The following is a 22,726-nucleotide window of genomic DNA, read 5'->3' as shown; positions in this document are numbered from 1 at the left end:
ATCAATGAGGTTAAAAATAAGAATTCCAGAAAATTAATAACTTGTAAAGTTACATACAACTTTTATGCAACATTTGACACTATAGGCGTTAGTTGTTAACAGGATCTCAGGCATACCCATTCACAGGCTGGGAACTAGAAACTTCCGACTCTCGCAGCAGCAATTTATTTCCTTTGTCATCTCTGCAAACTAAAAATATACCTAACCTGTGTCCATCACTAGTGCCGCGAACGATAACCCACTTGCCATACTGTGGCATCTTGGGTTCACTCACATAGACTTTTTGCCCAATTCTGTAAACAGGTTCTTTCTGCATAGTTCAATTGTACTATAAGCAGTACATTAATATGCTAGGCACAAAAAAAATCAAAACTTATGCAATAATGCTTAGACTTGGAATGACTTACTCAAAAGCATTTAGGTGATAGTGTTACATCTGCTTACTTCCACAATCCTCTACGCGTTTGTGGTGAGCAGGTATTTCATACATATACGGATAGATTAAGTTAGATACCCAAGCTAGAAAGCTTACTTGTTAGCCTAGATCTGCTTACAAATCGTCAGTATTAGAAAAGTTGAGGGATTACCATTAATAAAAAATATAGAAATTAGAGTTTTTAAACTAAACATAACCTAAATAAAAATGGAATCAAAAATAAGAAATTTATAAATAAAAAATAAGAAAAATGTCAAAATATCTTGAAATAAGATTTTCATACATAAACTTTTAGCACTCCACCTAAGAAATAATTGTTTATCTACCTTGAGACATATTTTAAAAATCAACAAAAGCAAATATGTTGTTACTAACATACTTTTGCTCTAAGCACTAATGTATTTTCATTACGGTTTTATTGACTTTATAGATTAGTGCTAGAGATTGTTTGTTGACAAGAAATTCTTTAAATATTCATCATGATTACATCTACCAACTACCAATTCTTTTGTGTAGATTTTTGGCTACCTGATGATTATAAAACAGATAAAAACGGCGAGAGTTTTGTCTTTGCCTCTAATGGAGTAGATTTGAGTATTGCAGGCTTTTCTCTTATTAATTATTGTTTTTATCAAGAAGAAAGTCAGATATGGAATAAATATGAATCTATACTAAAAACTCTAGCATTTCCTTTAGAAATAGATGGAGAAAACATTGATTTTTTATCAAAAAAAACCTCTTTACTATTACTAAATGAAATCTCTAATAAATACTCTTGGGAACTTACTTGTTGGTTAAAAAACTATATTTATCCCTCCTGGGAAAGTTATGGAAGAATAGATACACCTTGTGTTACTTGTTCTTCTATTCTCTTTAAAAAAGATAATAGTGTGAAAAACTGGATGACACATAAGGATGATTTTTTATACACGTATAGTAATTATCATGGTGAAGTCAAGCCAGAAAATTTGCAATTTAACACCTTTTTGCAGAAGTTTTCCCAGCGAGTTGGTTATATTTGTGCTTTAGAAACCAATGGCAAAATAAATTCTGAGGAGGCATACCAACAAATAGAGGAACTGTGGAAACAATTAGAGCGCTTAAAAGAAAATTTAGAAATTGAAACTTTGCACTAACTGTCACCACTATCATGAGAAATCAAATGACACCAGAAAAAGAAATTAGAGTTAAAATTGCGCACAATATTATCGAACAATGTGAAATATTATTTAGTGCTCAGGCATGGAAGTTTTTTCAAAACTTGGGTAGAGGCTATCTTTACTTACATAAAGTTGTAAATATCCAGCATTCTGGTGGTAACAACTTTTCAATTACTGAAGGAGTGTCACATTTAGGGAATTCAGTTCACTACGTTGCCAAAGGTAGTGAAGCATGGAACATGGCAAAACTTTCACAGGCTGCTAAACAGCAACCAATAGAATACGCACAATTTTTTACCTTAATTGATAATTATGATCCAGACAATGAATATGTGGTGATTGTGGGTTTTAATTATGGTTCTGATGCTACAGAGTATTGGTTTCTGAGAAAGCCAGAGGTGTCCCCACAGCAAGCTTTTAGCCTCGTACGAGGACGTCCTCTGGAATTTGGGGTTGAATTATTTTAATAGTGGGATGAGCTTGGTTTGCAAAGAGAATAGACAAGTGGAAGAGAGAGGACTTAGCCTGGTAAATAATAAATTTCTAAGTCCAATAAAGCAATTTTGCATTGTTGAAGTACTGTTTAATTTCGGCTTCAAAAAAGCGGCGTAACATCTTCATAGTGTCAGAATCATATACATACTTTGTTCCGCCAAACTTATTTCGCTTGATGCTACGCTTTGACTCGTCCATGTCTAGCTTTGATTGCGGATACCAAGTTTGCAACACCTCTTTTGAGCCAGGTGTGAAACGGTGTGAGATTAACTCAAAAGTAAGATCGCACTCAAAATCTAATGCTTCGCTAATTTGGTTAAACAAACGGCTGTAATGCATTTGCCAATCATCTATAGGCATAATTGGCGCAATGACTATTCCCACTGGGTACCCACCACCACCGCGCTCTCGTGGTAAAGCTAACTGACGCAATGCGCTAAGTCTAGCTGCCACCGATGCAGTACCGCCTTCAAATCTGTTGGAAATAGGTGCAGCATTTACACTCATTCGGCAACGAGTATGACTATTGTGCGGCAACTCTAGTAAATCATTCACATTATTAAACTTAGACACCCAGCGTAGATGAGCTTCTTGACGAGTACCAAAGTAGCGAATACACTCAGTTAGACTTCCGGTTAAATGCTCAATACCGAGTGGATCGGTATAGCAGCTAACCTCAAAGGTCGTTGTTTGACTAGGTCGTTCGTATGCTGCTAAGTTCTCTAATATCTGCGGTAAGTTGGCAAAGACACGAATCACAGGTGGCCCCGACAAACTTCCAGCTAGATAGCAGTATTGACAATGTCCTGGGCATCCTTCGGCAATGTGAAACTGCCAATCCGCAGAAGGTGGAATGGGGCTTAGTTTAAAGTGACTAGGTGGTGCAGTGACGACAGCAAGGGTGCGCTTGGCAATATTGTAGGTATCGCGATCGCCTTCACCACGCAAACCAGTCAGGCGATTTCGCGGTAACTCTTCAACGGGTAAGTTGAGGGACTGTACACGCTGTAATATCTTTTGACCGTAAGGCTCTGCCAAAGCAGCCTTTGTAAATACGACGCGCTCTGGCATCCACAAACGAGGCTGAGATGCTTCTAGCTTTGACGAATCTTTGTTGTCTGTATGAAAAGAAGTCTTTGCCGTAGGCATCGCGGATCTACTATTTAGATTCACCGTGTTTATCTTGCTAAGTTTTCACTTCTTTACAGGCAATTCACGGACTATGCGGTGGCTTTAAGATTGGCTTCATTGTCTAAAATTTGACGAATGCGCCGCTCCAGCAAATCGAGATCTAAACCACCTTCATCACGACTAATTCTACGCACAGTAGAATTAACATTGCCCAAATCTACCAATAAATCTTGAAGAATTTCCTGTTGTTGACGTGCTTGTGTCACTTCACGCGGTTCTTGTACTAGATCGCGCACAATCGTATCCTCCGCTCTTGAGGCAATAATTGGATCAACTTGCCCTTGAAGATGAACAAAAGTGCGTCGTCCTGGCCCTCTATCTTCGTCAATCGGTATTACTGCCGTGACTTGATCGGAACGCACATACTTGCCAAATCCTAAATGGACTAGCACTGACGACTGGATTTTCATATAAATAAAAGTTATTTTTGTGACTTACTTCTATTTTAGAATCTTAGAAAATGACCTCGCGGCTATAAACAAAGCGGGTTTTACCCAATTCAAAGTAGTAGTTTCCGATTGGAAAATGATGTATTGAAGCTCTTACTTAATGACTAACAACGTATTTAAGCCTCTTTTGTTTTCATTAAACGAGTATATATTCCGTTTTGTTGCCACAATTGTTTATGAGTACCTCTTTGGACGACTTTGCCTGCTTCTAGCACAATAATTTCATGACTATCACGGATTGTACTGAGTCGATGGGCAATGATGATACACGCGCAACCACGTCGTCGCAAATTTTGATCAATTGTTAATTCTGTTTCGGGATCGAGGGCGCTGGTAGCTTCATCGAGTACTAACACCGTCGGATTTTTAACTAAAGCACGGGCAATTTCTAGGCGCTGGCGTTGCCCACCACTAATATTCATCCCTCCCTCAATTAATTCGGCGTCATACCTTCGAGGCATTGATAGGATTAAATCTTCGATCGCCGCATCTTGGCAAGCCTGAATGAAATCTGCATTTGGCACTGTTGAGTCCCAAAGAGTGATATTGTCCTGCACTGTTCCAGCAAATAAAAAGATATCCTGCTCAACCATTGCCAAAGAATTTGCCAATACAGAACGCGGGATTTGCTTGCAAGGAATACCATCAAAGTAAATTTCCCCGTCCCAAGGTTCATAAAGACCGCAAATTAATTTAGTAATTGTAGACTTACCAGAACCACTCTTGCCTACTAATGCCACTCTTTGTCCTGGTTGAATACTCAAGCTTAAATTTTCAATGAGAGGAGGTTCTAAACGGCTATAGCCAAAGGTGACATTTCGTAACTCAATATAGCCTTCTAACTTAGGGGAGTAGGAAGAAGACGCAGAGACAACAAGACGCAAAGACGCGGAGAAATCACCAAAAATATTCCCCGTGTCCCCGTGTCCTCCCCTCTCCGTGTCCTCTTTCTTCTGTGCTTCCGTATTAACCGGGTTTTGCAGAACATCATCAAGGCGGTTTAAGTCAGCTTTTAACTCTTGCATAGTACTGCCAAAATTTACCAAGCTGTTAATTGGCTCTAAAAAACTCAGCGTTAAGCTTTGGTAAGCAACTAGCATCCCAATGCTGAGATTGGCATTCATGACCTCTAAACCACCAACAACTAAAATAGAAGCTGTTGTTAGGCTCGTCAAAATTATAGGTAATGTAGTGAGAATTTGAGTTTGTAAGCCTAATTGTTGCTGAACATTCAGTGCTTTGGCATAATAACCGGCAAATCGAGAAAATAAATCAGACTCTAACCCAGATGCTTTGATGGTTTCTATAGTCTGAATACCACTAACAGTTACTCCATAAACTTTACCTTGTTCTTGGGCTAAACGCAGATTTGTATCAATACGAGTTTGAGAAATAAATTGTAGAGCAAGGATATTGATAGCGGCAAAACCGACAGCGATCGCACTCAACATCAAGTTGTACTGAATCATAATCAGCAGGTAAAAAACCATCATCACCGCATCAATTACCGTTGTTGCCAAACGCCCTGAGAGTATGTCTGCAACTATGTCATTGATTGGAACTCGACTGCTGATTTCTCCTGCATAACGTTGGGCATAAAATCCCACAGGCAAGCGTAAAATATGCCAGAGAAATTTTCCTGACATAGTAACTGATAATTTCACCATTAATCGCCGCAGATAGATAAGTCGCACTTTGGCAAGTAAAGCCCGTAAAACAGCGGTTAGAATCATCCCTAATAACAGGGGACGTAACCATTCTTGACGCTCTTGAACTAAAATTTCATCAACAAAAATTTGAGAGAATTCTGGCACAGCTAATCGGGGAATTGTCAGCAGTAAACCTGCAAACAGGCAAAATAGGATAGTACCCCATGAGTTTTGTAAGCGAGCCAACAAGGCAGAGATAATATTACTTTTTTTGCCTCCCTTTTGAAAGTCTGCTCCTGGCTCCATAGCTAAGATGACGCCAGTGTATGCACGGTCAAACTCTTCTAGAGAAACACTTCTGCGTCCTGTTGCTGGATCGTTGAGATCAACGCGTTTTTTACCGAACCCTTCTAAGACAAGAAAATGATTGAAATTCCAAAAGACGATATAGGGAGGAGGAACATTGATAAGATTTTCAAAAGGTACTTTTAAACCTTTTGCATCTAAGCCATAATTCTTAGCGACTTTGAGGATATTAAACGCTTTGCTTCCGTCTCGCGAAACACCACACTCTTCTCGGAGTTTCGCTAAAGGTACAATGCGGCCATAATAGCTGAGAATAATACCGAGGGAAGCAGCACCGCATTCTACTGCTTCCATTTGCAAAATAGTAGGAGTGCGAACACGATGAGTTTGGACTCGCTCAAGCAGTTGGTAAGCAAAGTTAAAAGGCATAATTGGGTGCAGTGTTCTTTGCTAAAAAAGTTTATAGTGTAGGAAATAATTGAGGACAAGTAGAATAGAAAATCAAATTCCTTCCAACTTCTGTCTTATTTATACTTAAAATTCAACAGATGAGGAAAAGATTTAACTAATGCAACTCCTCCAATTAGCACAAAAATTGATCCCATACCAGTAAACATCGCAGTTAAAAACCACAGTTCTAACCAAGAATTAATCATGGCAGAATTTGGCTTTTGAGGATTGTATAGAACTTCTACCTGTTGACCTTTAGTAAATGCTGGTGGATTACTGCCCGTATTCGATTTAAATATTGTTTTTTCACCAGAACTTGGAGCAAATCTAACCACCGGATAGTAAACAGAAGAAGAGCGACCTTTACTATCAGTTGATGAACGTAGCTCTAAATCAACTACAGTTCCTTGTGTTGATACTGCTGTACCAACAAAAGAATGAGTATTAACCCCAAAGATAATGCCTATGACAGCAAATATAACACCTATACCACCAAATATAGAACCAAATATTAGAAAGAACTTTGAATCATCCATATTATTTCAAGGGAACAGAGAATAGGGAACGGGTAAAGTATTAACTTACTTCGCGTTGCCAATACAATAGTATATTTTTACACTCAATAATTACCTTGAGACGCTCTCTATATGCAGCAATATTTACTATCTTGCTAGAGAGCGTCTGCTATGAAGCTATCAATTATTTGTTATGAGTCGGAGTTCATGTGGTAAACGATACTGTTAACTGTTGTGCTACAGTTGACATTTTTTTGTCATTCTTAGCTATCACACTAAAAATAACAGGAGCGAATAAATATATGACTTATCCAAGTTAGCATTAATGACTCCCTTGAAAACAAACCAAACAAATTCTTGGTTAAAGGCAGCGCTGATAGCTATTGTAGTTTCACTACCCACAGCTTGCGCTTTACAACCCAATCGTCTCAATAAAGTTGTTGAACCTCTGCCAAAAGCCGAGGCAAAACAAAGCGATCGCATCAATACTACTTATGCAGATGTCGAAGCTTTGGTTAATATGGGTGCGCGAGTTGCTGGTACGCCAGTCATGGAGAAGGCAAGCGCCTACCTAATTGAGGAATACCGCAAGGCTGGTTATGTCACTGAAGTACAAACTTTTAATTATCAAAAGTTTGTAGACTCAGGCTCAAACTTGACTGTAAACGGTGCAACGATTGAGGGTAAGGCACTCAATCATACGATCCCTGGCAAGCTTAATGCACCAATAGTGGCAGTTCCTAATGTCGGGCGAACTAGTGACTTTGAGCAAGTGAATGTCAAAGGTGCGATCGCTATTGTTCGGCGTGGTGAAATCCGCTTTTCTGAAAAAGCCGACAATGCCACTGCTGCTGGAGCGGTTGGCTTAGTAATAGTCAACAATAAACCAGGTGATTTAGATGGTGGTATGTTGGGAGAACCGCCGAAAATTCCCGTACTCGCACTTTCGAGTGAGCGCGGTAAACCCTTGCTAGAACAAGCACAAACTACCCCAGTTAATATCAGCTTAAATGTTAATGCTCAACAGCAGGTTGTCACCGGGCGTAATGTTATTGCTCATCTACCAGGTGTAACTAAGCCAAATATTATACTGAGTGCGCATTATGATTCAGTGCCTGGTTCTCCAGGGGCAAACGATAACGCCTCTGGAACAGCAGTTGTACTGGCACTAGCGCGTAATTTATCTAACACAAGTATTGGTCGTCAAGCCTGGTTCGTCGCCTTTGATGGCGAAGAAGATGGGCTGCATGGCTCGCGAGCTTTTGTGAACACTGCTAAACCAGAGTTTCTCTCTGGGCTGAAAGGAATGCTGAACTTTGACATGGTGGGCGTGAACGAGGAACTTGGCATTGGTGGTACATCATCCCTAACCGCCTTTGCCAAAAACGTTAAGCCAGATATGAAAGTTTTGGGTTCTTATGCTGGTAGCGATCATGCACCTTTTGCAAAAAAAGGTGTACCAGTTCTGTTTTTCTATCGCGGTCAGGAACCAAATTACCACACACCGAATGATAAAACAGTAGATCCCAAATTGCTCAATGAAACTGCGCAAGTAGCCTTGGATATTGTAAAGCGTTTGCTGCAAGCTAACTAAATTTGTGGGTGATTCATATCTTGTACTCCTACCAACAGCCACCAGACAAAGCCTCAAATCCCTCGTTACCATGTTCAACCTGGTTGCGAGCATTAGAGCCTCTGGCTTTCTCCATAACCTACGGTGTACACACAAGTCGGTAAAAGCCGTGTCCGTCTGGGGTTGTAAATCCCAGCCTCATAGCGAAAGTCCATTCAAATGGACTACATCGAAAACAGGAAATATCTATTAGCTATTAGACAACGGTTTGTAACCGTTGGCGGGGGTACCTTCATCAACAGGGTACAAGACTGTCATGTGATAAATCACACAACGAGGAGATGAAAATCTCACTCCTTCTGCCTACCTACGCTCTTGCGCGCAGCGGCTACTGCCTCCTGCCCTCTGCCTTTCAAGACAGATATCAGGTGAGGAAAACGGAGTCGTCTTTTGCTGATTGTATTGCTATTCATTCTTTGATTTAGAAATCTGCAATGTCTACTAATATCTCCTTGAAAAAGTCGCTAACTAATTTGTCTTTAGTGTCTGTTGGGGCGATGACAGCTCTATTTGGAGCACATTTAATGCCTACAAAGGCAGTACTTTCTGAACAGCCAACAACCCAGCTGGTAAGTACTGATACGAACTTTATTGCTGCTGCGGTAGAAAGAAGTGGATCGGCAGTAGTTCGCATCGACTCCACGCGTACAGTATCGAGTCGGTACACCCAATACGGTAGGCGAGTCGCACGGGGAACCGGTTCTGGATTTATTATTCAGTCAAATGGTTTAATTTTGACTAACGCTCACGTAGTTTCTGGTGCAGATACGGTAAGAGTAACTTTAAAAGACGGCCGTAGCTTTACAGGTAGGGTGTTAGGTGCAGATAGAACCACAGATGTGGCGGTTGTACAAATTCAAGCTAACAATCTACCTACCGTCAGCGTTGGTAATTCTGATCGCCTTAAACCTGGAGAATGGGCGATCGCGATCGGTAATCCTCTCGGTTTAGATAATACCGTGACAGTAGGTATTATCAGTGGAACAGAACGCTCTAGTCGTGCATTTGGCGGACGCGGAATCGGTTTTATTCAAACAGATGCAGCAATTAACCCTGGTAATTCTGGTGGCCCTTTATTGAATCAAAATGGACAGGTAATCGGCATTAATACTGCCATCATTCAAGGTGCTCAAGGATTGGGATTCGCCATTCCTATCAACCAAGCACAGCAAATTGCTAATCAGTTGATTGCTCAGGCAGCTTAATTGTTGTTTTGAATATAGCGATCGCTTTTTGCTGACAGCAAATTTCATTCATTTGAACCACAATTTTTTGTAGGGGCGGGTTTAGCAGATCTCCTTTCGGTTTGATACTAAGTTGCAATTCTGAGGTAGTATTTCTCCCTCTGCCCCCTGCCTACCAAAACTAATATGTTTGAACGCAACTTGGTATGAGCTAGAGATTGAAACAAAACCTGCCCTTACAGTATTGTGTTGTCTATTCATCTGAAAATGACTGAACTCCTCTGCTGTCGAATGGGATTAGAACTCACTGCAACTGCTCCAGCCCAGTAAGGAAATCTATACTTAATTTGCTCTAGTACAAGTATTCACGGTAAAATTATTGAGAATAAATATCATTAATTTTTAAATCTCATCCAGTTATGACCATTACCCTGACGATGAAAGAGGAGTGGGAACTGTGGGCAGAAGCTAAAGAAAACAGCCCACAACCACTAAAACGAGAGTCATTTGAAATTATCCGTGAAGTACCAAGACAACTAGGTAAGGGGTATGTACGGGATATTGAGGTGCATCCAGAACTCTTACTTTCGATTTCGGACTATGAATTTTACGATGATGTAGTTACTCAAATTACTGAATGGGATCACCCACTGCAATTTTGTGTCCTCCTTTCTGGAAGAACCACAGACGAATACGGGGGACAGTTGGGGGAAGGATATACGTGCATTTCTGGTAGCGGTGTTCAAAGAAAAATGCTTTTAAAGTCTCTCAAATCTCAACGTTTGGGTATTGACATCGAGATGTCTCCAGACTTGCTGGCAACTTTTTTCCCTGATGAAGAGGGAGAAATTCCTAAACAGTTGCGTTCGTTAGCAAAGGGTAATGACTGGCAAACTTTACTCTACCCGGAAATGACAACAGCTATTAGGGGAACAGCACAGCAGATTATCAACTGTCCCTACCAAGGGATGACGAAGCGAATGTATTTACAGGGTAAGGTGTTGGAACTAATAGCGTTGCAGTTAGCTCCCATATTATCGGCTCAAGATGGATTGCAACCAGCGCCGCGACTGAAGGCAGATACTATCGCTCGGATTCATCTGGCTAGGGAAATTTTATTGACAAATTTGGAGAATCCACCGTCATTGCTGGAATTGACGCAAATTGTTGGAGTGAGTGATCGCACTCTTCGACGCGGCTTTCGGGAACTGTTTGGGACAACAGTATTTCGCTACCTGACAGAGAAACGCATGGAATGGGCAGAACAGTTATTACGTCAGGGAAATATAACTATTGCTGAGGTTGCTCATCGAGTTGGTTATTCGCATCAAGGACGCTTTGCTGAAACCTTTAAGCGTAAGTTTATGATTACACCAAGTGAATGTTTATCGGGTAAAAAGTCTGTTTCAGAGCTATGATGCCGTTTTTGGTATAGACTTAGTTGCTAACAATTCTCTATACTCAGCTTCATTGAATTAGAAACTATTTGCAGTAGTCAAGTTGAAGTACTCCACCCGCCTGACGGCACCCTCCACCTTGTTAAGGGGAGAGTTGGGGAGGGGTCATTACTGCAATGCGTATTAATCAGTAAAGTTCTGCAAGAAGCTGGTGTATGAGGAGTTGTGATGAAACGTTGGTGGTTGTCTGGTAGTGTTCGACTGTGGTTTTTAGTTATTCTATCAGGATGCTTGAGTGCTGTTGCTATTCAACCTGGATGGGCAGAAATTAAACCAAGGCCTGAAGAAAAGCAGGAAGTTCAAAGTCAGGAAAATTTAAGACCTCTGCTAACTCGAAAAATTCGGCAACTAAGTGAAGTTAAGCATCCCAGCACCAACGCCAAATTACTGGTACAATCACCAGCTAACCCTCCTGTTTCGGAGGATATTGTGCAGGTGACGGGAGTAAAAGCCAATCCCACAGATAAAGGCGTGGAGGTGATTCTACAAACCACTGGTGCAGAACAACTACAAATCACCAATCGCAGCCAGGGCAATAACTTTATTGCTGATATTCCTAACGCCCAGTTGCGACTGCCAAGTGGCGATGCGTTTATATTCCGTTCCCAAAAGCCAGTTGCGGGAATTACTGAGATAGTAGTCACAAATTTGGATGCCAATACTATCCGGGTGACAGTGACAGGTGAGGCGGGTGTGCCAACTGTTGAGTTATTTGACAGTCCAGATGAGGGTTTGATTTTTGGGATTACAACTGCTGCAACTTCCGCACAACAGCCACAGCAAGAAAACCCCACCCCGCCTACGGCACCACCAGAGGAAGGGGAAGAGGCACCTCAAACAGAGACACCTTCAGCACAGGATGATGAGCCGATTGAGTTGGTAGTGACGGGTGAGCAGGATGGCTATCGCCTACCGAATGCAACCACAGCTACAAAAACCGATACGCCCCTCCGTGATATTCCCCAATCTATTCAGGTTGTGCCGCGACAAGTGCTGGAAGATCAAAATGTTAACCGTCTAGAAGAGGCAGTTAGAAATGTTCCAGGGGTGAATCAAGCTACTGCTCCTTACTTTGTTAATGGAACTTTTTTAGTCATTCGCGGCTTTACTGCTAGGGATGACTCAGGAAATGTGCTCAGAAATGGTTTGCCCGATCCTGTCGGCACACGTCAAATTGACTTCTCTAACATCGAACAAGTAGAAGTATTGAAAGGCCCTGCTTCGGTACTATTTGGTCGTGCTAATCCTGGAGGTACTGTTAATCTAATTACCAAACAACCACTGCGCGATCCCTTCTATAGGATTGATGCCACAATTGGAAATTATAGTTTTTACCGAGGCGCAATTGATCTGTCTGGGCCATTAAACGATTCCAAGACTGTTTTATCTCGACTAAATATAGCCTACCAAAACATCGGTAGTTTTATCGATTTTGTTGATGCCAAAAGATTTTTTATCGCACCTGTTCTCAGTTACGCAATCAGTGATCAGACAAAATTGACGCTGGAAGGAGAGTATTCCTCATCAGAAATTGAAGCCTTCTTGGGTGTACCAGCACAAGGATCGGTACTGCCAAATCCGAATGGCCGATTACCAATAAACCGTAACATTGGTGAACCTTCCGCTAAACCTTTTGATGTAGAAACAGCTAGAATTGGCTACAAATTAGAGCATCAGTTTAACGACAATTTATGGTTGCGAAATGAATTTCGATTTTCCTCTTACTATGCCACTATAGATGAAATATTCGGTACGAGCCTTCAAGCTGATAATAGAACTCTGAATCGTCAATATACTGAAAGAACATTCCTTCAACAGGGATATAACTTTACAACAGACCTGATTGGCAAATTCTCAACTGGCTCGATTGAGCATCAGGTGATATTTGGAGTTGACCTCAGTAGATTTGAGACACCCATCTTTGAGGGAATTGGTAGGTCAATTGCACCAATAGATATATTTAACCCAGTGTATGGTCGTCAGGCGCTCGGTGCTGCTTTCCCCAGATTTGATACCGCCTTCGTAACAGATGCATTGGGTATTTATGTTCAGGATCAGATTGCGTTGACGGACAATCTGAAGTTACTACTAGGTGGGCGGTTTGATACCTTTAAGCGGACAGACAACAATTTTCTGACAAATACAGAAACAAGTGTCTCAGACAGTGCATTCAGTCCACGTGTAGGCATTGTCTATCAACCCATTGAGCCGATATCACTTTATGCCAACTACAGTACTTCCTTTACTCCTGTGACTGGAATTGCTTTTGATGGCAGTACATTCCAACCCGAACGCGGTACGCAGTATGAAGTTGGAGTCAAGGCAGATTTAAGCAACAGGCTTTCTGCTACGCTTGCTTTCTATGACTTAACACGCTCAAATGTCTTGACGACCGATCCTGTTAATCAAGGTTTTTCAATTCAAACAGGTGAGCAACGCAGCCGAGGCGTAGAACTAAGCATTGGGGGCGAAATTTTACCAGGGTGGAATATTTTTGCAGGCTATGCCTATAACGATGCCATAATCACCAAAGATAATACATTTCCTGTCAATAATCGCTTGAACAATGCACCAGAAAACAGCTTTAACCTGTGGACAACTTATGAAATTCAATCAGGTGACTTGAAAGGCTTGGGTTTTGGCTTGGGTTTATTTTATAAAGGAGAGACACAGGGAGATTTAGCAAATAGTTTTTCTGTGCCAAGTTACCTACGAACTGATGCCTCGATATTCTATAAACGGGATGGATTTAGGGTTGGGATCAATATCCGAAATTTGTTTGACCGTAATTATTATGAATTTGCTACATCTAGAACATCTGTTTATGCAGCTGAACCATTGACAGTACAAGGGACAATTTCATGGGAGTTTTGAGAAGTCAGATATCTGTAAAAACTTCTTTACGTCGCTTTATAAATCTATTGTTATTAGGAGTTTTAACATTTACACTGACTTCGGCTTGTAGCAGAAATATTAACTTTAACTTTAGTGTTACAAGCCCAAAACAACCGAAGCAAGACTGCCGAGTAGTACAACATATGATGGGCAAAACTTGCATTCCTCGCAACCCTCAACGAGTTGTGACTCTATGGATGGGTACTTTCCGTAGCGCCCTAGCATTAGATATCAAACCTATTACGACTGCATGGTATGCAGGCGATTCTTTCCCAGAACATCTTCAAGGCAAAACAGATGGAGTAGAAAATATTGGATTTCAGCCAAATTTAGAAAAGATTTTGTTATTAAAACCCGATTTAATTCTATCTACTACTCGGTTTAAAAATATCTATAAGCAGCTATCTGATATTGCACCTACTGTTGTGTTGGATAATCCTAGTCCCCCTCCTCCCTGGCAAAAACATTTGGAAGATGTTGCTCAAATTTTAAATAAAGAACAGGAGAGTAAACAGTTAATTAAAGACTACTGGCAACGTATTGAACAACTTAAACAAGCATTAGGCGTTGGCGCAGCCTCTCCGAAGGAGAATCGCCGCAATCAACTTCAGGTATCAGTTGCCACTGTAGATCAAACTTATGGAATCTACACATATGGGACAAAACATCCTACTGGTAAAGTTTTAAACGACATTGGACTGCAAAGACCAATATCACAAAATGGAGACTTCTTCACGAAAGACAACATTTCTTACGAGAATTTATCTGATATTGATGGTGATGTTTTGTTCCTTTCATATCGGGGAGGAAAAGCTGCTAAAGAGGCTTTAGAAAAGCTGCAACAAAATCCTCTGTGGCAAAAATTGAATGTGGTTCAAAAAAATCAGGTCTATCTTGTAGACTCTGACCATTGGTACGCTTTTGATGTTTTAGCAATGAATGCTGTGATTAATGATTTATTTAAATATTTAGTTGAAAAACCCTAGAATAATGTCCAAACACACCATATTTGTCTGCAAAAAGTGAGTTATGTCATTTAAGCTCCTCTTAAGAACAACCGACAAAATTCATAGCGATAAGCCTAACGGCATAGCTCCGCTTACCGCAATTTGCACACGCTGGGCGATCGCTAACTCAAAACCGAAGCACCATCTCCTGAAGAAATTCTTCCAAACGCTTTGTCGCTCAGAAATTTGGAAGATTCCCCCTGTTTTAGCACCCCTCATGTTAGGTGCTGTAGGTGGAATGGGGCTTCGGCTGTTGTGGCTCCACAGGCAATACAAGTGGTGTCACTGCAAAAATTAAACCCTTATCACTGTCAAATAATTCAATCTTGGGAGCACCTGCTGAACCAAGCACCATAACTCGGATAGAATTGTCATCTTGATTTGTTACGGTTACCTCGGTTATTCCCTCTACTGGTTTTGCTTGGCGAAAGGCATTCCCCTGTAACTGTGTATTGGGAATTTCAGCGATGTAGGTATTTCCTTTACTGTTAGTATTAATTTGTAGTTTTGCGCCTTCTGTGGTTTTTAAGATCACGTCAAAGCCTGTATCGGTTGAATTCAATTTTACCCCTGTAACTTTGACTGTTTCTGCCTGAGTTGATTGTTGTGCAAGCAAAAGTGCAGCCCTGGGCAGGGGAAGATTTAATTCCCGTAATAGATGAATATCTGAATTGTAAACCGATGAGTGTTTTGCTTCACCTGCCGATACTCCTGGTGTCAAAAGTACAAATACTACACTAGCTAGCCATAAAGAATTAATGAATTGCAGGTTTTTCATTTCTTTTCCTCACACTCTTAATAAACAAGACAGCTATGCTGGAGGCAGTAGACACGTAGACGCGGTAGACGCGTTCGCCGTCAGGCGTTGCGTTAGCTAGCGGCTTCCGTTCAGCGAAGCTGTTCCCGTTCCCCGAAAGGGGTTCCCGCAGGGTAGGGTAGGTACGGCGTATCCGTTGGTAGTGGCTACTTGCACCAAGTCGCTGCGCGCAAGAGCGTAGGTAGGCAGTCCCTATGAAACAAGTTTCACCCGCCAAAAATGAAAGAGGTTTGTTTCTCCTACACCCCTAAACCCTGATACCACTGTGCGATCGCTCGTATGTTACCAAGGGGTTTTCTAGAATAAAAGTATTCCCTGTCACTGGAGATGACAGGGAAATTGCTCTAAAAGAACGGTTGTTAACACTCTGTGTTAAGCGATCGCTTGACCACACGGTGACTTTATACTGTTGAGTGTGCTATTTATCCCCCACCATTATTGGGAGTAGTTGGTGTTGTAGAGGCAGGTGCAGATGGCTGATTGTTACGGCGTAGAGCATCCCGTAACCTATTTGCACTGCTATTGCTTGATGATGATCCTTGCTGCCGTCGCCGCCGTCGAATTTGGTTTGGTTGCGAAGTACTAGCGGAATTCCTCTCCACATTATTTTGTGGTGTCTGACGTAGAGATTCTCTTAAACGCTGACGAGCTGGTGTAGTTGTTTGCGTCCTAGTTGGGGAAGTAGTTCCTACATTTTGACGTTGTGGAAGACGATTAAATCCAGATTCTGTATTTCTGGGAGCAGCAGTTTGTTGTGCAGGAGCTTCCAATCTTCGCCGCCTCCTACTAGAAGTAGGAACGTCTGTATTGCTACCTGATGTTGCTTCCAAACGCTGTCTGCGTTGTTGCGCTGCTACGTTTTCCCGATTTCTCTGTTCTATTTGTCTTCTTTTCTTCTGTTCTTGAACATTACGGTAACGTCGTGAACCTTGAATTGCATATTCAGTTCCAATTGTCACTCCTTGTCTACCAGCTTCTGAGGGTTTTAATTTCCAATCACGTGCTTGTCTGAGATGAGCTTCATCTAATTGACGATTTCCACTCGATCTGGTTAACCGAACATTTGTGACATTACCTTTATCATCTGTATCAACAGCAACTTCAACCCTACCTTCAACACCTCGTCGCCTGGCTTGTTCTGGATATTTGGTGTTGCATTCACGGCAAGCCGCACGACCATCGCCAGAACCACGATTGGATTCAGTAGGTATTCTTGGAGGTGTTGGTGCGGTAGCGAATGTCTCGCGCTTTCTACGTTCACCACTTCCAGTTCTCGTACCAAAAGTAACCGTAGAGCTTGGGCTAGTAGCTACTGGTTTCTCTGAAACTCCAACACTTTCTTGAACACTTCTAGAGTCTCTGATACCTCTCAACTGTGCACTCAATTCATTATTGCTAGGCTGCGTCAGAACAGGAGTCGTGTTGGTAGCAGTAGTTTGCTGAGGTGTAGTGACAGTTGGTTTTGCTGGTTCAACTGGTTGCTGTGGAGCTTTAGCAACAGGTGGATCTTGTCTTACTGGTTGTGATACTGGTCTTTGTGCAGGAGTAATTGGTTGGGGTACTGGCTTAACAGGTGGTTCAAGTGGAGTTTGTACTTTGACAGGAGGCTGGATGGGTGTAACTTTTGTCTCTCTAACAGGCTCTTTTGGTGGTTCTGGTGTTTCCGGTGTCTCCGGCTCAACGAAAGTCAATTCAATGGGTTCTTCTTCCAAGTCTGGCACTCTAGTCAACAGATTCACAATACCAGAGGCTAAGACACCGATATGTAGCATTAGTGAGCCAACTATGCTGAAAGTCAAAAAAGACTTCAGAGCTTTAGCTTCTTTCTCTCGCTGTAGACCAGCGACACTAGAAACACTCATAATTCTGTTGCTACCTATTATCACTAACTTTATCAGGTTAAAATGCTTGTAGATCAAAGTCAAGCAGGAATTAGTAGCAGTGTATATGTGATAATTTAGGGTACAAGAATGCTTATGTAAGGCGATAAATCAATACTGATAACGGTAGATAATATCTAAATTTTAATAAAGTTTGTCATAAAAACTATATAGAACTTGACATTATATTCTATTTATCATATTGTTTTTGAGAAAATCTATCATTTGATTGAAATAACCTGATACTCTTAAATTTGGGTTATTGATTTAGTTTAGGAACAACACATGATTAGTAGACTATTTACAGCAGGTGGCATAGTTATGTGGCCTCTGCTGGCTTTTTCCGTGTTGGCAGTTGCCCTGATTATTGAACGTTTTCGTTTTTGGTATCGCATCACTCATCGCCAAAACCGCGTGGTAAAAGAAGTATTAAATCTTTATCGTCTAGATAACATCGTTGGTGCTTTCGACAAGCTAAAGAAGAATGCTGACTTACCGATCGCCCGGATTTTTCTTGCAGCTTTGGAGCTAGAGCAACCGACTCCAGAAGAATTTCGTTTGGCGTTAGAAAGTGAAGCACAAGCAGAAATACCTTCTCTCAAACGATTTAGTAATATTTTTGACACGATTGTCTCTCTAGCACCGCTACTTGGACTATTGGGAACTGTTCTAGGGTTGATTACTTCCTTTTCTTCTCTAAATCTTGGTGATGTAGGAGGGCAACAAACAGCAGGTGTGACTAGTGGTATTAGTGAAGCTCTGGTCTCTACAGCAGCGGGATTGGTGGTGGCAATATTTACACTCTTATTTGCAAATACTTTTCGGGGACTATATCAACGGCAGATGGCATTAATTCAAGAATACGGCGGACAGTTAGAACTACTCTACCGTCGTCGCTATGAACGAGGAGAAATGGTTTATGCGTCTACAAGATGAAGCAGAAATGCCACCGCAGATTAACATTGTACCGATGATTGATGTTATATTTGCGATTTTGACGTTTTTTATCATGTCAACACTGTTTTTAACCCGAAGTGATGGGTTACCAGTAAATTTACCGAAAGCAACAACATCTCAACGAGCACAAGTTCCGACTAAAATCACTATAACCCTTGATGATAAAGGACAAATTAGCCTTAATCGTCAATCAACAACAATCGAAACATTGACAGAGCAATTGCGGACTTTGGTAGGCTCTAACAAAGAAGCACTGGTGATTATTAATGCCGATGAGAAAGTAAATCATGGGCAGGTTGTGGCAGTCATGGATCGGGTACGACAGGTTGAAGGTGCAAAGCTCGCGATCGCAACCCAGAAACCATAACTAGTTTTCCGCTCAATCACCCCTTTAGATCTGGCAAAGGTGCGATTTCGTGAATTTTGGGATGGAAGTGCATATTGGTGGGCTGTTACCAACACTGAGTAGAGGAAGCAACCCGCCAAATTTTTTGTAAATAAGCGTAAAGCTAGAAAAAAGATAAAATACCCAAAGATATCCCATTAAAAGTTAGATTGATAGGACTTTTGGCTCAAATCAGTTAAAAAAATCTAAAATTTTTTTTGGCAAAACTTCGATCAGATCCAGTAATAGCAAATATTGTGGACATTAATACGCTGTATATTAGTTTCTAATGACTGCTGTGTTGATTAAGCTAGTCAGCTATCAACTCTAAAGATAAACAATAAAAATATAGATGCCTTAAAAGCAGCACTTTGCCAGACTGTAGCCTATACTACAGCCTTGGGGTAGGATGAATTAAAAAGAAACACCTAAAAGCTATCATCTTGATAGCTGAGTTGACTTCAAAACTTCTTACTACCCTACAAAATAGGTGTCTGTAGCGTTGAAATCTTTGAGTTGGACGCTCTTAGCTTAAAGCTTTTATTCCGGTTTGATGAAAGAGGTAAAAAAATCGTGAGAGGATTGGTGCGTTTATTAACAGTTTTTAGTTTGTTGTTTTTAGGATGCTTGGTATGGCTGGGTAACCCTCAGATTGCCAAAGCTACCAACCTTAACAGTTTTGCTTTACCATCAGTCTCAGTTCTGGCAGTTGAGGGAACAAGAACTTTGCGGAACCCCGCAGACGCCAAGCTGGCAGATGTGTATGGTCAAAAAATTGATTTGAACAATACTAATGTTCGAGCTTTTCAGAAATATCCAGGATTGTATCCCACCTTGGCAGGCAAGATCATCCAAAATGCTCCTTACGATAACGTAGAGGATGTGTTAAAGATTAAAGGATTGAGCGATCGCCAAAAACAAATCCTGGAAGCTAATTTAGATAAATTTACCGTTAACCCGGTAGAAACTGTATATACCGAAGGATTTGACCGCTATAACAACGGTATCTATAGATAGAGAACCGCAATAGCAGTTAATTTCTTAATCATCAACCCACTCCTTTTCAGAGGGGAGTGGGATGGGAAGCAAAAAAATACGACAATACTAAATTTTGTAGACGCCCTCTAGGCGTCTTCCTATTAGATAGGATGAGGAATGAAGTAGTTATCATTCTTCATCTTTTTATAGTTAATTTTTAAATTTTCTCATCTACTACTCCATACCTTGCAGCAAATAAATATCCCTAACCAATTTGATGTTTTAATTGTCGGCGCTGGCGCTGCTGGATTGTATACAGCGCTGTGTTTGCCTGAATCTTTGCGAGTAGGTTTGATTACTAAAAAAACCGTTTCTCTATCGGCTAGTGATTGGGCGCAGGGTGGCATTGCTGCGGCGATCGCCCCAGACGATTCACCGAAACTACACGTTGAAGATACAATCACAGCGGGCGCGGGTTTGTGCGATCGCTCAGTCGTTGAATTCCTTGCCGAACATGCTCCTCGCGGCATTCAATCTTTAGTAAATTTAGGAGTAGCTTTTGACCGTCACAACAACGAGTTAGCTTTAACATTAGAAGCTGCCCACTCCAAACACCGCGTTCTTCACGCCGCTGACACCACGGGCAGGGAAGTAATAACTACTCTGACTGCTCAAGTATTGCGCCGCCAAAATATTCAAGTGATTCAACAAGCTTTGGCGTTGAGTTTATGGTTACATCCGCAAACTGGGCATGCTCAAGGAATTAGCTTGTTCTATCAAAATCAAATTAGATGGATCAAAAGTGATGCTATCGTACTGGCAACAGGTGGCGGCGGGCAAGTATTTGCCCAAACTACTAACCCAGATGTGAGTACAGGAGATGGGGTAGCGATCGCATGGCGAGCTGGGGCAATTCTAAGAGATTTAGAGTTTGTGCAATTCCATCCTACAGCTTTAACTAAACCTGGGGCTGACCGCTTTTTAATTAGTGAGGCTGTACGTGGCGAGGGAGCACATCTTGTAGATAATCAAGGGCGACGTTTTGCCTTTGACTATCACCCCGATGGTGAACTGGCTCCCAGAGATGTGGTGAGTCGAGCAATTTTTAGTCATTTGCAACGCACTGCTACCGATTTAGCTACTGCTCACGTATGGTTGGATATGCGTCCCATTCCTCCTGATCAAATTCGCCATCGCTTTCCCAATATTATTAAAGTCTGTAAGCACTGGGGTATAGATGTCTTCTGTGAACCAATTCCTGTCGCCCCTGCTGCCCATTACTGGATGGGTGGTATTCTTACTGATCTGATGAATCGCACAAATATTCCTGGTTTGTACGCTGTAGGAGAAACTGCTAGTACTGGAGTACATGGTGCAAATCGTCTGGCAAGTAATTCTTTACTCGAATGCATTGTGTTTGGTGCACAGATGGCACATCTCAAACATGAATTGCCAAGAAGCGAGAATGAACAACAAAAGTCAGAATTTCAGCCTCAATCATTAACCTTTGCCCTGTCTGAGAGTGAGTGGCAAACTCAGCAAAAATACTTAGAAAAACTGCGGGAGAAAATATCACGTTTAGTTTGGCAAAATGCTGGTATTTGTCGGGAACAATCAGGGTTGGAAACAGCGATCGCGACTATAGAATCTTGGCAGCAAGATTTTGCCAGCTTAAAATTGAGCCAATTTTTGCTTTCTTTAGCTCCTAAACAATCAGTTACTTTCACAAAACCTGATTGGGAGCGGCATTTGCGCCTGTGGGCAGAAACTCGCAATCTATTAGATGTGGCTTATTTAATTCTTAAAAGTGCTGCTTTTAGAACCGAAAGTCGAGGAGGACACTATCGGTTAGACTATCCTCATCCTGATCCTCGCTGGCAAGTTCACACACTCGTAGAGGATCACAATTGGTGGAAATCTCCTGTAGTAAAGTGAGTTGAAAATAACAAATCATAATATCTCACTTGAAAACAGGTGCAAGAGCATGAAGGTATGGAGTAAAGAAATCTTTATCCCTATACCCTGATTGTAAGGAAATTACGTTTGTGTAGAAACTTATGCTAAGTAATTTTTCCCCAAGCTCAAACATGACACTCGATGATTTCAAAACTTGTTTGGAACTGCTTTAATTAACGAGTAGCACTCCCATAAGAACTATCAGGGCCACCATAATTTGGTGGTTCATACTCGCTATCTAACTTAGCATTAGCAATTGTGCCTTTGGTGATTTGAAAATCTATTTGCAGACTAACTAAACTACTTCTACTTTCCTTGTTACTGACATAAGTCCAAGCACGATCAGCATTTTTGAGAATTATTAAAGTAGCTCCAATAACACACAAAACAGCATAAGTAATTTTCAAGCTAGTCCCCATAAATCCTCAATCAACCCTTTGCAAACTTTCTAAAACTAGTATTGGTTGTGACAAAGAACTTTATTTAGTTAAAATTTTGACAATACTGGATTTTTCTCTGGTATAATTACTTAGTACACCCATAGACCAGAGTTTGCGACTTACTATATAAGCCGCTGCTTTTGCTTATGCTTAGTCAACTTTATAACCTTATATTACGTTTCAGCAGAAAATTGCATCTATCGAAAGTATTAGCTCTCCATGAAAAACCACGATAACATTGATTACTTGAATCATTTTAATACAAATTTAATATTTTGGTATTAAAACCTGTATTTTCTACATCCAAAATCATAGACATTACGTCTTATTGCCTTAATTTCCTCACGTAGGGTACTTATCAGTGAAAATATCTAATTTTTATGCTTTAACGTTGCCATTTTGGCAGCTTTTATTTGATGATAATTTACTATTACCCTTTTTAAGATAAAGAAAATATAAGTAAAATTACGTAAATTAAGTATATAT

20 protein-coding genes are annotated in these 22,726 nt (G+C 41.0%); 11 read left to right on the top strand and 9 right to left on the bottom strand.

Features of this window, described 5'->3' with window-relative positions; genetic code table 11:
* Window positions 1-106: 106 nt before the first annotated feature.
* Window positions 107-316 (bottom strand): hypothetical protein, encoded by a 210-nt coding sequence (locus U2718_RS09890; protein WP_341998238.1) that lies wholly within the window; start codon window positions 314-316, stop codon window positions 107-109.
* Between the two features lie 599 nt (window positions 317-915).
* On the opposite strand from U2718_RS09890, the gene U2718_RS09885 reads away from it, so the two are divergent.
* The gene (locus tag U2718_RS09885; protein WP_341998236.1) at window positions 916-1,572 is read left to right on the top strand and encodes a hypothetical protein; all 657 of its coding nucleotides are present in this window, start codon (window positions 916-918) and stop codon (window positions 1,570-1,572) included.
* 26 nt (window positions 1,573-1,598) lie between these two features.
* Window positions 1,599-2,063, top strand: a complete 465-nt coding sequence (locus tag U2718_RS09880) for a hypothetical protein (RefSeq protein WP_411813257.1) — start codon at window positions 1,599-1,601, stop codon at window positions 2,061-2,063.
* 76 nt (window positions 2,064-2,139) lie between these two features.
* On the opposite strand, the gene U2718_RS09875 is transcribed toward U2718_RS09880, so the two are convergent.
* From U2718_RS09875 to U2718_RS09860, 4 genes are all read right to left on the bottom strand, one after another.
* Window positions 2,140-3,162 carry a spore photoproduct lyase family protein gene (locus U2718_RS09875; RefSeq protein WP_341998253.1) on the bottom strand — a complete coding sequence of 341 codons (1,023 nt, stop codon included), beginning with the start codon at window positions 3,160-3,162 and terminating at the stop codon, window positions 2,140-2,142.
* 149 nt (window positions 3,163-3,311) lie between these two features.
* A complete protein-coding gene (locus tag U2718_RS09870) occupies window positions 3,312-3,692 on the bottom strand; it encodes a hypothetical protein (protein WP_341998234.1) in 381 nt (126 codons plus the stop codon).
* A gap of 155 nt (window positions 3,693-3,847) precedes the next feature.
* On the bottom strand, window positions 3,848-6,115 hold the full coding sequence (locus U2718_RS09865; RefSeq protein ID WP_341998233.1) for an NHLP family bacteriocin export ABC transporter peptidase/permease/ATPase subunit: 2,268 nt from the start codon (window positions 6,113-6,115) through the stop codon (window positions 3,848-3,850).
* A gap of 95 nt (window positions 6,116-6,210) precedes the next feature.
* Window positions 6,211-6,672: a DUF3592 domain-containing protein gene (locus tag U2718_RS09860; protein WP_341998231.1), complete on the bottom strand. Its 462-nt coding sequence runs from the start codon at window positions 6,670-6,672 to the stop codon at window positions 6,211-6,213.
* A gap of 304 nt (window positions 6,673-6,976) precedes the next feature.
* Between U2718_RS09860 and U2718_RS09855 the strand changes: the two genes are divergently transcribed.
* The 5 genes from U2718_RS09855 (at window position 6,977) to U2718_RS09835 (ending at window position 14,806) form a co-directional block, all read left to right on the top strand.
* Window positions 6,977-8,245, top strand: a complete 1,269-nt coding sequence (locus tag U2718_RS09855) for a M28 family peptidase (RefSeq protein ID WP_341998229.1) — start codon at window positions 6,977-6,979, stop codon at window positions 8,243-8,245.
* A gap of 473 nt (window positions 8,246-8,718) precedes the next feature.
* On the top strand, window positions 8,719-9,489 hold the full coding sequence (locus U2718_RS09850) for a trypsin-like peptidase domain-containing protein (protein WP_341998228.1): 771 nt from the start codon (window positions 8,719-8,721) through the stop codon (window positions 9,487-9,489).
* 398 nt (window positions 9,490-9,887) lie between these two features.
* Window positions 9,888-10,886, top strand: coding sequence for an AraC family transcriptional regulator (locus U2718_RS09845; RefSeq protein WP_341998226.1), 999 nt, complete (start codon window positions 9,888-9,890; stop codon window positions 10,884-10,886).
* Window positions 10,887-11,093: 207 nt separating this feature from the next.
* Window positions 11,094-13,799 carry a TonB-dependent receptor gene (locus U2718_RS09840; protein WP_341998224.1) on the top strand — a complete coding sequence of 902 codons (2,706 nt, stop codon included), beginning with the start codon at window positions 11,094-11,096 and terminating at the stop codon, window positions 13,797-13,799.
* A complete protein-coding gene (locus U2718_RS09835) occupies window positions 13,787-14,806 on the top strand; it encodes an iron-siderophore ABC transporter substrate-binding protein (RefSeq protein ID WP_341998222.1) in 1,020 nt (339 codons plus the stop codon). Before U2718_RS09840 ends, U2718_RS09835 begins: the two co-directional genes overlap by 13 nt.
* A gap of 81 nt (window positions 14,807-14,887) precedes the next feature.
* Here the strand turns inward: U2718_RS09835 and U2718_RS09830 are convergent, their stop codons facing one another.
* From U2718_RS09830 to U2718_RS09820, 3 genes are all read right to left on the bottom strand, one after another.
* Window positions 14,888-15,046, bottom strand: coding sequence for a hypothetical protein (locus U2718_RS09830; RefSeq protein ID WP_341998220.1), 159 nt, complete (start codon window positions 15,044-15,046; stop codon window positions 14,888-14,890).
* 1 nt (window position 15,047) lies between these two features.
* On the bottom strand, window positions 15,048-15,605 hold the full coding sequence (locus tag U2718_RS09825) for an AMIN domain-containing protein (protein ID WP_341998218.1): 558 nt from the start codon (window positions 15,603-15,605) through the stop codon (window positions 15,048-15,050).
* A 461-nt stretch (window positions 15,606-16,066) separates the two neighbouring features.
* Entirely contained in the window at window positions 16,067-17,506 is a 1,440-nt protein-coding gene (locus U2718_RS09820; protein ID WP_341998216.1) for an energy transducer TonB, read from the bottom strand.
* Between the two features lie 303 nt (window positions 17,507-17,809).
* Here U2718_RS09820 and U2718_RS09815 point away from each other — a divergent pair, with 303 nt between their 5' ends.
* From U2718_RS09815 to nadB, 4 genes are all read left to right on the top strand, one after another.
* The gene (locus U2718_RS09815; protein ID WP_341998214.1) at window positions 17,810-18,460 is read left to right on the top strand and encodes a MotA/TolQ/ExbB proton channel family protein; all 651 of its coding nucleotides are present in this window, start codon (window positions 17,810-17,812) and stop codon (window positions 18,458-18,460) included.
* The gene (locus U2718_RS09810; RefSeq protein WP_289793946.1) at window positions 18,444-18,848 is read left to right on the top strand and encodes an ExbD/TolR family protein; all 405 of its coding nucleotides are present in this window, start codon (window positions 18,444-18,446) and stop codon (window positions 18,846-18,848) included. The genes U2718_RS09815 and U2718_RS09810 overlap by 17 nt, the downstream gene beginning before the upstream one ends.
* Before the next feature lie 591 nt (window positions 18,849-19,439).
* Complete coding sequence (psbU, locus tag U2718_RS09805) at window positions 19,440-19,883, top strand: photosystem II complex extrinsic protein PsbU (protein WP_341998212.1); 444 nt, start codon at window positions 19,440-19,442, stop codon at window positions 19,881-19,883.
* Between the two features lie 207 nt (window positions 19,884-20,090).
* Window positions 20,091-21,779, top strand: a complete 1,689-nt coding sequence (gene nadB / locus U2718_RS09800; RefSeq protein WP_341998211.1) for an L-aspartate oxidase — start codon at window positions 20,091-20,093, stop codon at window positions 21,777-21,779.
* A gap of 194 nt (window positions 21,780-21,973) precedes the next feature.
* On the opposite strand, the gene U2718_RS09795 is transcribed toward nadB, so the two are convergent.
* Window positions 21,974-22,219 (bottom strand): hypothetical protein, encoded by a 246-nt coding sequence (locus tag U2718_RS09795; protein ID WP_341998210.1) that lies wholly within the window; start codon window positions 22,217-22,219, stop codon window positions 21,974-21,976.
* Window positions 22,220-22,726: the final 507 nt, after the last annotated feature.

This window comes from Chlorogloeopsis sp. ULAP02, assembly GCF_038404745.2.
In the GTDB taxonomy this organism is placed as follows: Bacteria; Cyanobacteriota; Cyanobacteriia; order Cyanobacteriales; family Nostocaceae; genus Chlorogloeopsis.
Note: the sequence above shows the minus strand (reverse complement) of the source record. Positions and strands in the feature narration are given on the sequence as shown.

What these genes read in the sequence shown, in the direction of transcription:
- U2718_RS09890 (WP_341998238.1), bottom strand. Translation starts at nt 316, where the DNA reads ATGCAGAAAGAACCTGTTTACAGAATTGGGCAAAAAGTCTATGTGAGT.
- U2718_RS09835 (WP_341998222.1), top strand. Translation starts at nt 13,787, where the DNA reads ATGGGAGTTTTGAGAAGTCAGATATCTGTAAAAACTTCTTTACGTCGC.
- U2718_RS09850 (WP_341998228.1), top strand. Translation starts at nt 8,719, where the DNA reads ATGTCTACTAATATCTCCTTGAAAAAGTCGCTAACTAATTTGTCTTTA.
- U2718_RS09865 (WP_341998233.1), bottom strand. Translation starts at nt 6,115, where the DNA reads ATGCCTTTTAACTTTGCTTACCAACTGCTTGAGCGAGTCCAAACTCAT.
- U2718_RS09815 (WP_341998214.1), top strand. Translation starts at nt 17,810, where the DNA reads ATGATTAGTAGACTATTTACAGCAGGTGGCATAGTTATGTGGCCTCTG.
- U2718_RS09860 (WP_341998231.1), bottom strand. Translation starts at nt 6,672, where the DNA reads ATGGATGATTCAAAGTTCTTTCTAATATTTGGTTCTATATTTGGTGGT.
- U2718_RS09810 (WP_289793946.1), top strand. Translation starts at nt 18,444, where the DNA reads ATGCGTCTACAAGATGAAGCAGAAATGCCACCGCAGATTAACATTGTA.
- U2718_RS09870 (WP_341998234.1), bottom strand. Translation starts at nt 3,692, where the DNA reads ATGAAAATCCAGTCGTCAGTGCTAGTCCATTTAGGATTTGGCAAGTAT.
- U2718_RS09830 (WP_341998220.1), bottom strand. Translation starts at nt 15,046, where the DNA reads ATGAGGGGTGCTAAAACAGGGGGAATCTTCCAAATTTCTGAGCGACAA.
- U2718_RS09845 (WP_341998226.1), top strand. Translation starts at nt 9,888, where the DNA reads ATGACCATTACCCTGACGATGAAAGAGGAGTGGGAACTGTGGGCAGAA.
- U2718_RS09855 (WP_341998229.1), top strand. Translation starts at nt 6,977, where the DNA reads ATGACTCCCTTGAAAACAAACCAAACAAATTCTTGGTTAAAGGCAGCG.
- U2718_RS09840 (WP_341998224.1), top strand. Translation starts at nt 11,094, where the DNA reads ATGAAACGTTGGTGGTTGTCTGGTAGTGTTCGACTGTGGTTTTTAGTT.
- U2718_RS09825 (WP_341998218.1), bottom strand. Translation starts at nt 15,605, where the DNA reads ATGAAAAACCTGCAATTCATTAATTCTTTATGGCTAGCTAGTGTAGTA.
- U2718_RS09880 (WP_411813257.1), top strand. Translation starts at nt 1,599, where the DNA reads ATGACACCAGAAAAAGAAATTAGAGTTAAAATTGCGCACAATATTATC.
- U2718_RS09820 (WP_341998216.1), bottom strand. Translation starts at nt 17,506, where the DNA reads ATGAGTGTTTCTAGTGTCGCTGGTCTACAGCGAGAGAAAGAAGCTAAA.
- U2718_RS09795 (WP_341998210.1), bottom strand. Translation starts at nt 22,219, where the DNA reads ATGGGGACTAGCTTGAAAATTACTTATGCTGTTTTGTGTGTTATTGGA.
- U2718_RS09875 (WP_341998253.1), bottom strand. Translation starts at nt 3,162, where the DNA reads ATGCCAGAGCGCGTCGTATTTACAAAGGCTGCTTTGGCAGAGCCTTAC.
- U2718_RS09885 (WP_341998236.1), top strand. Translation starts at nt 916, where the DNA reads ATGATTACATCTACCAACTACCAATTCTTTTGTGTAGATTTTTGGCTA.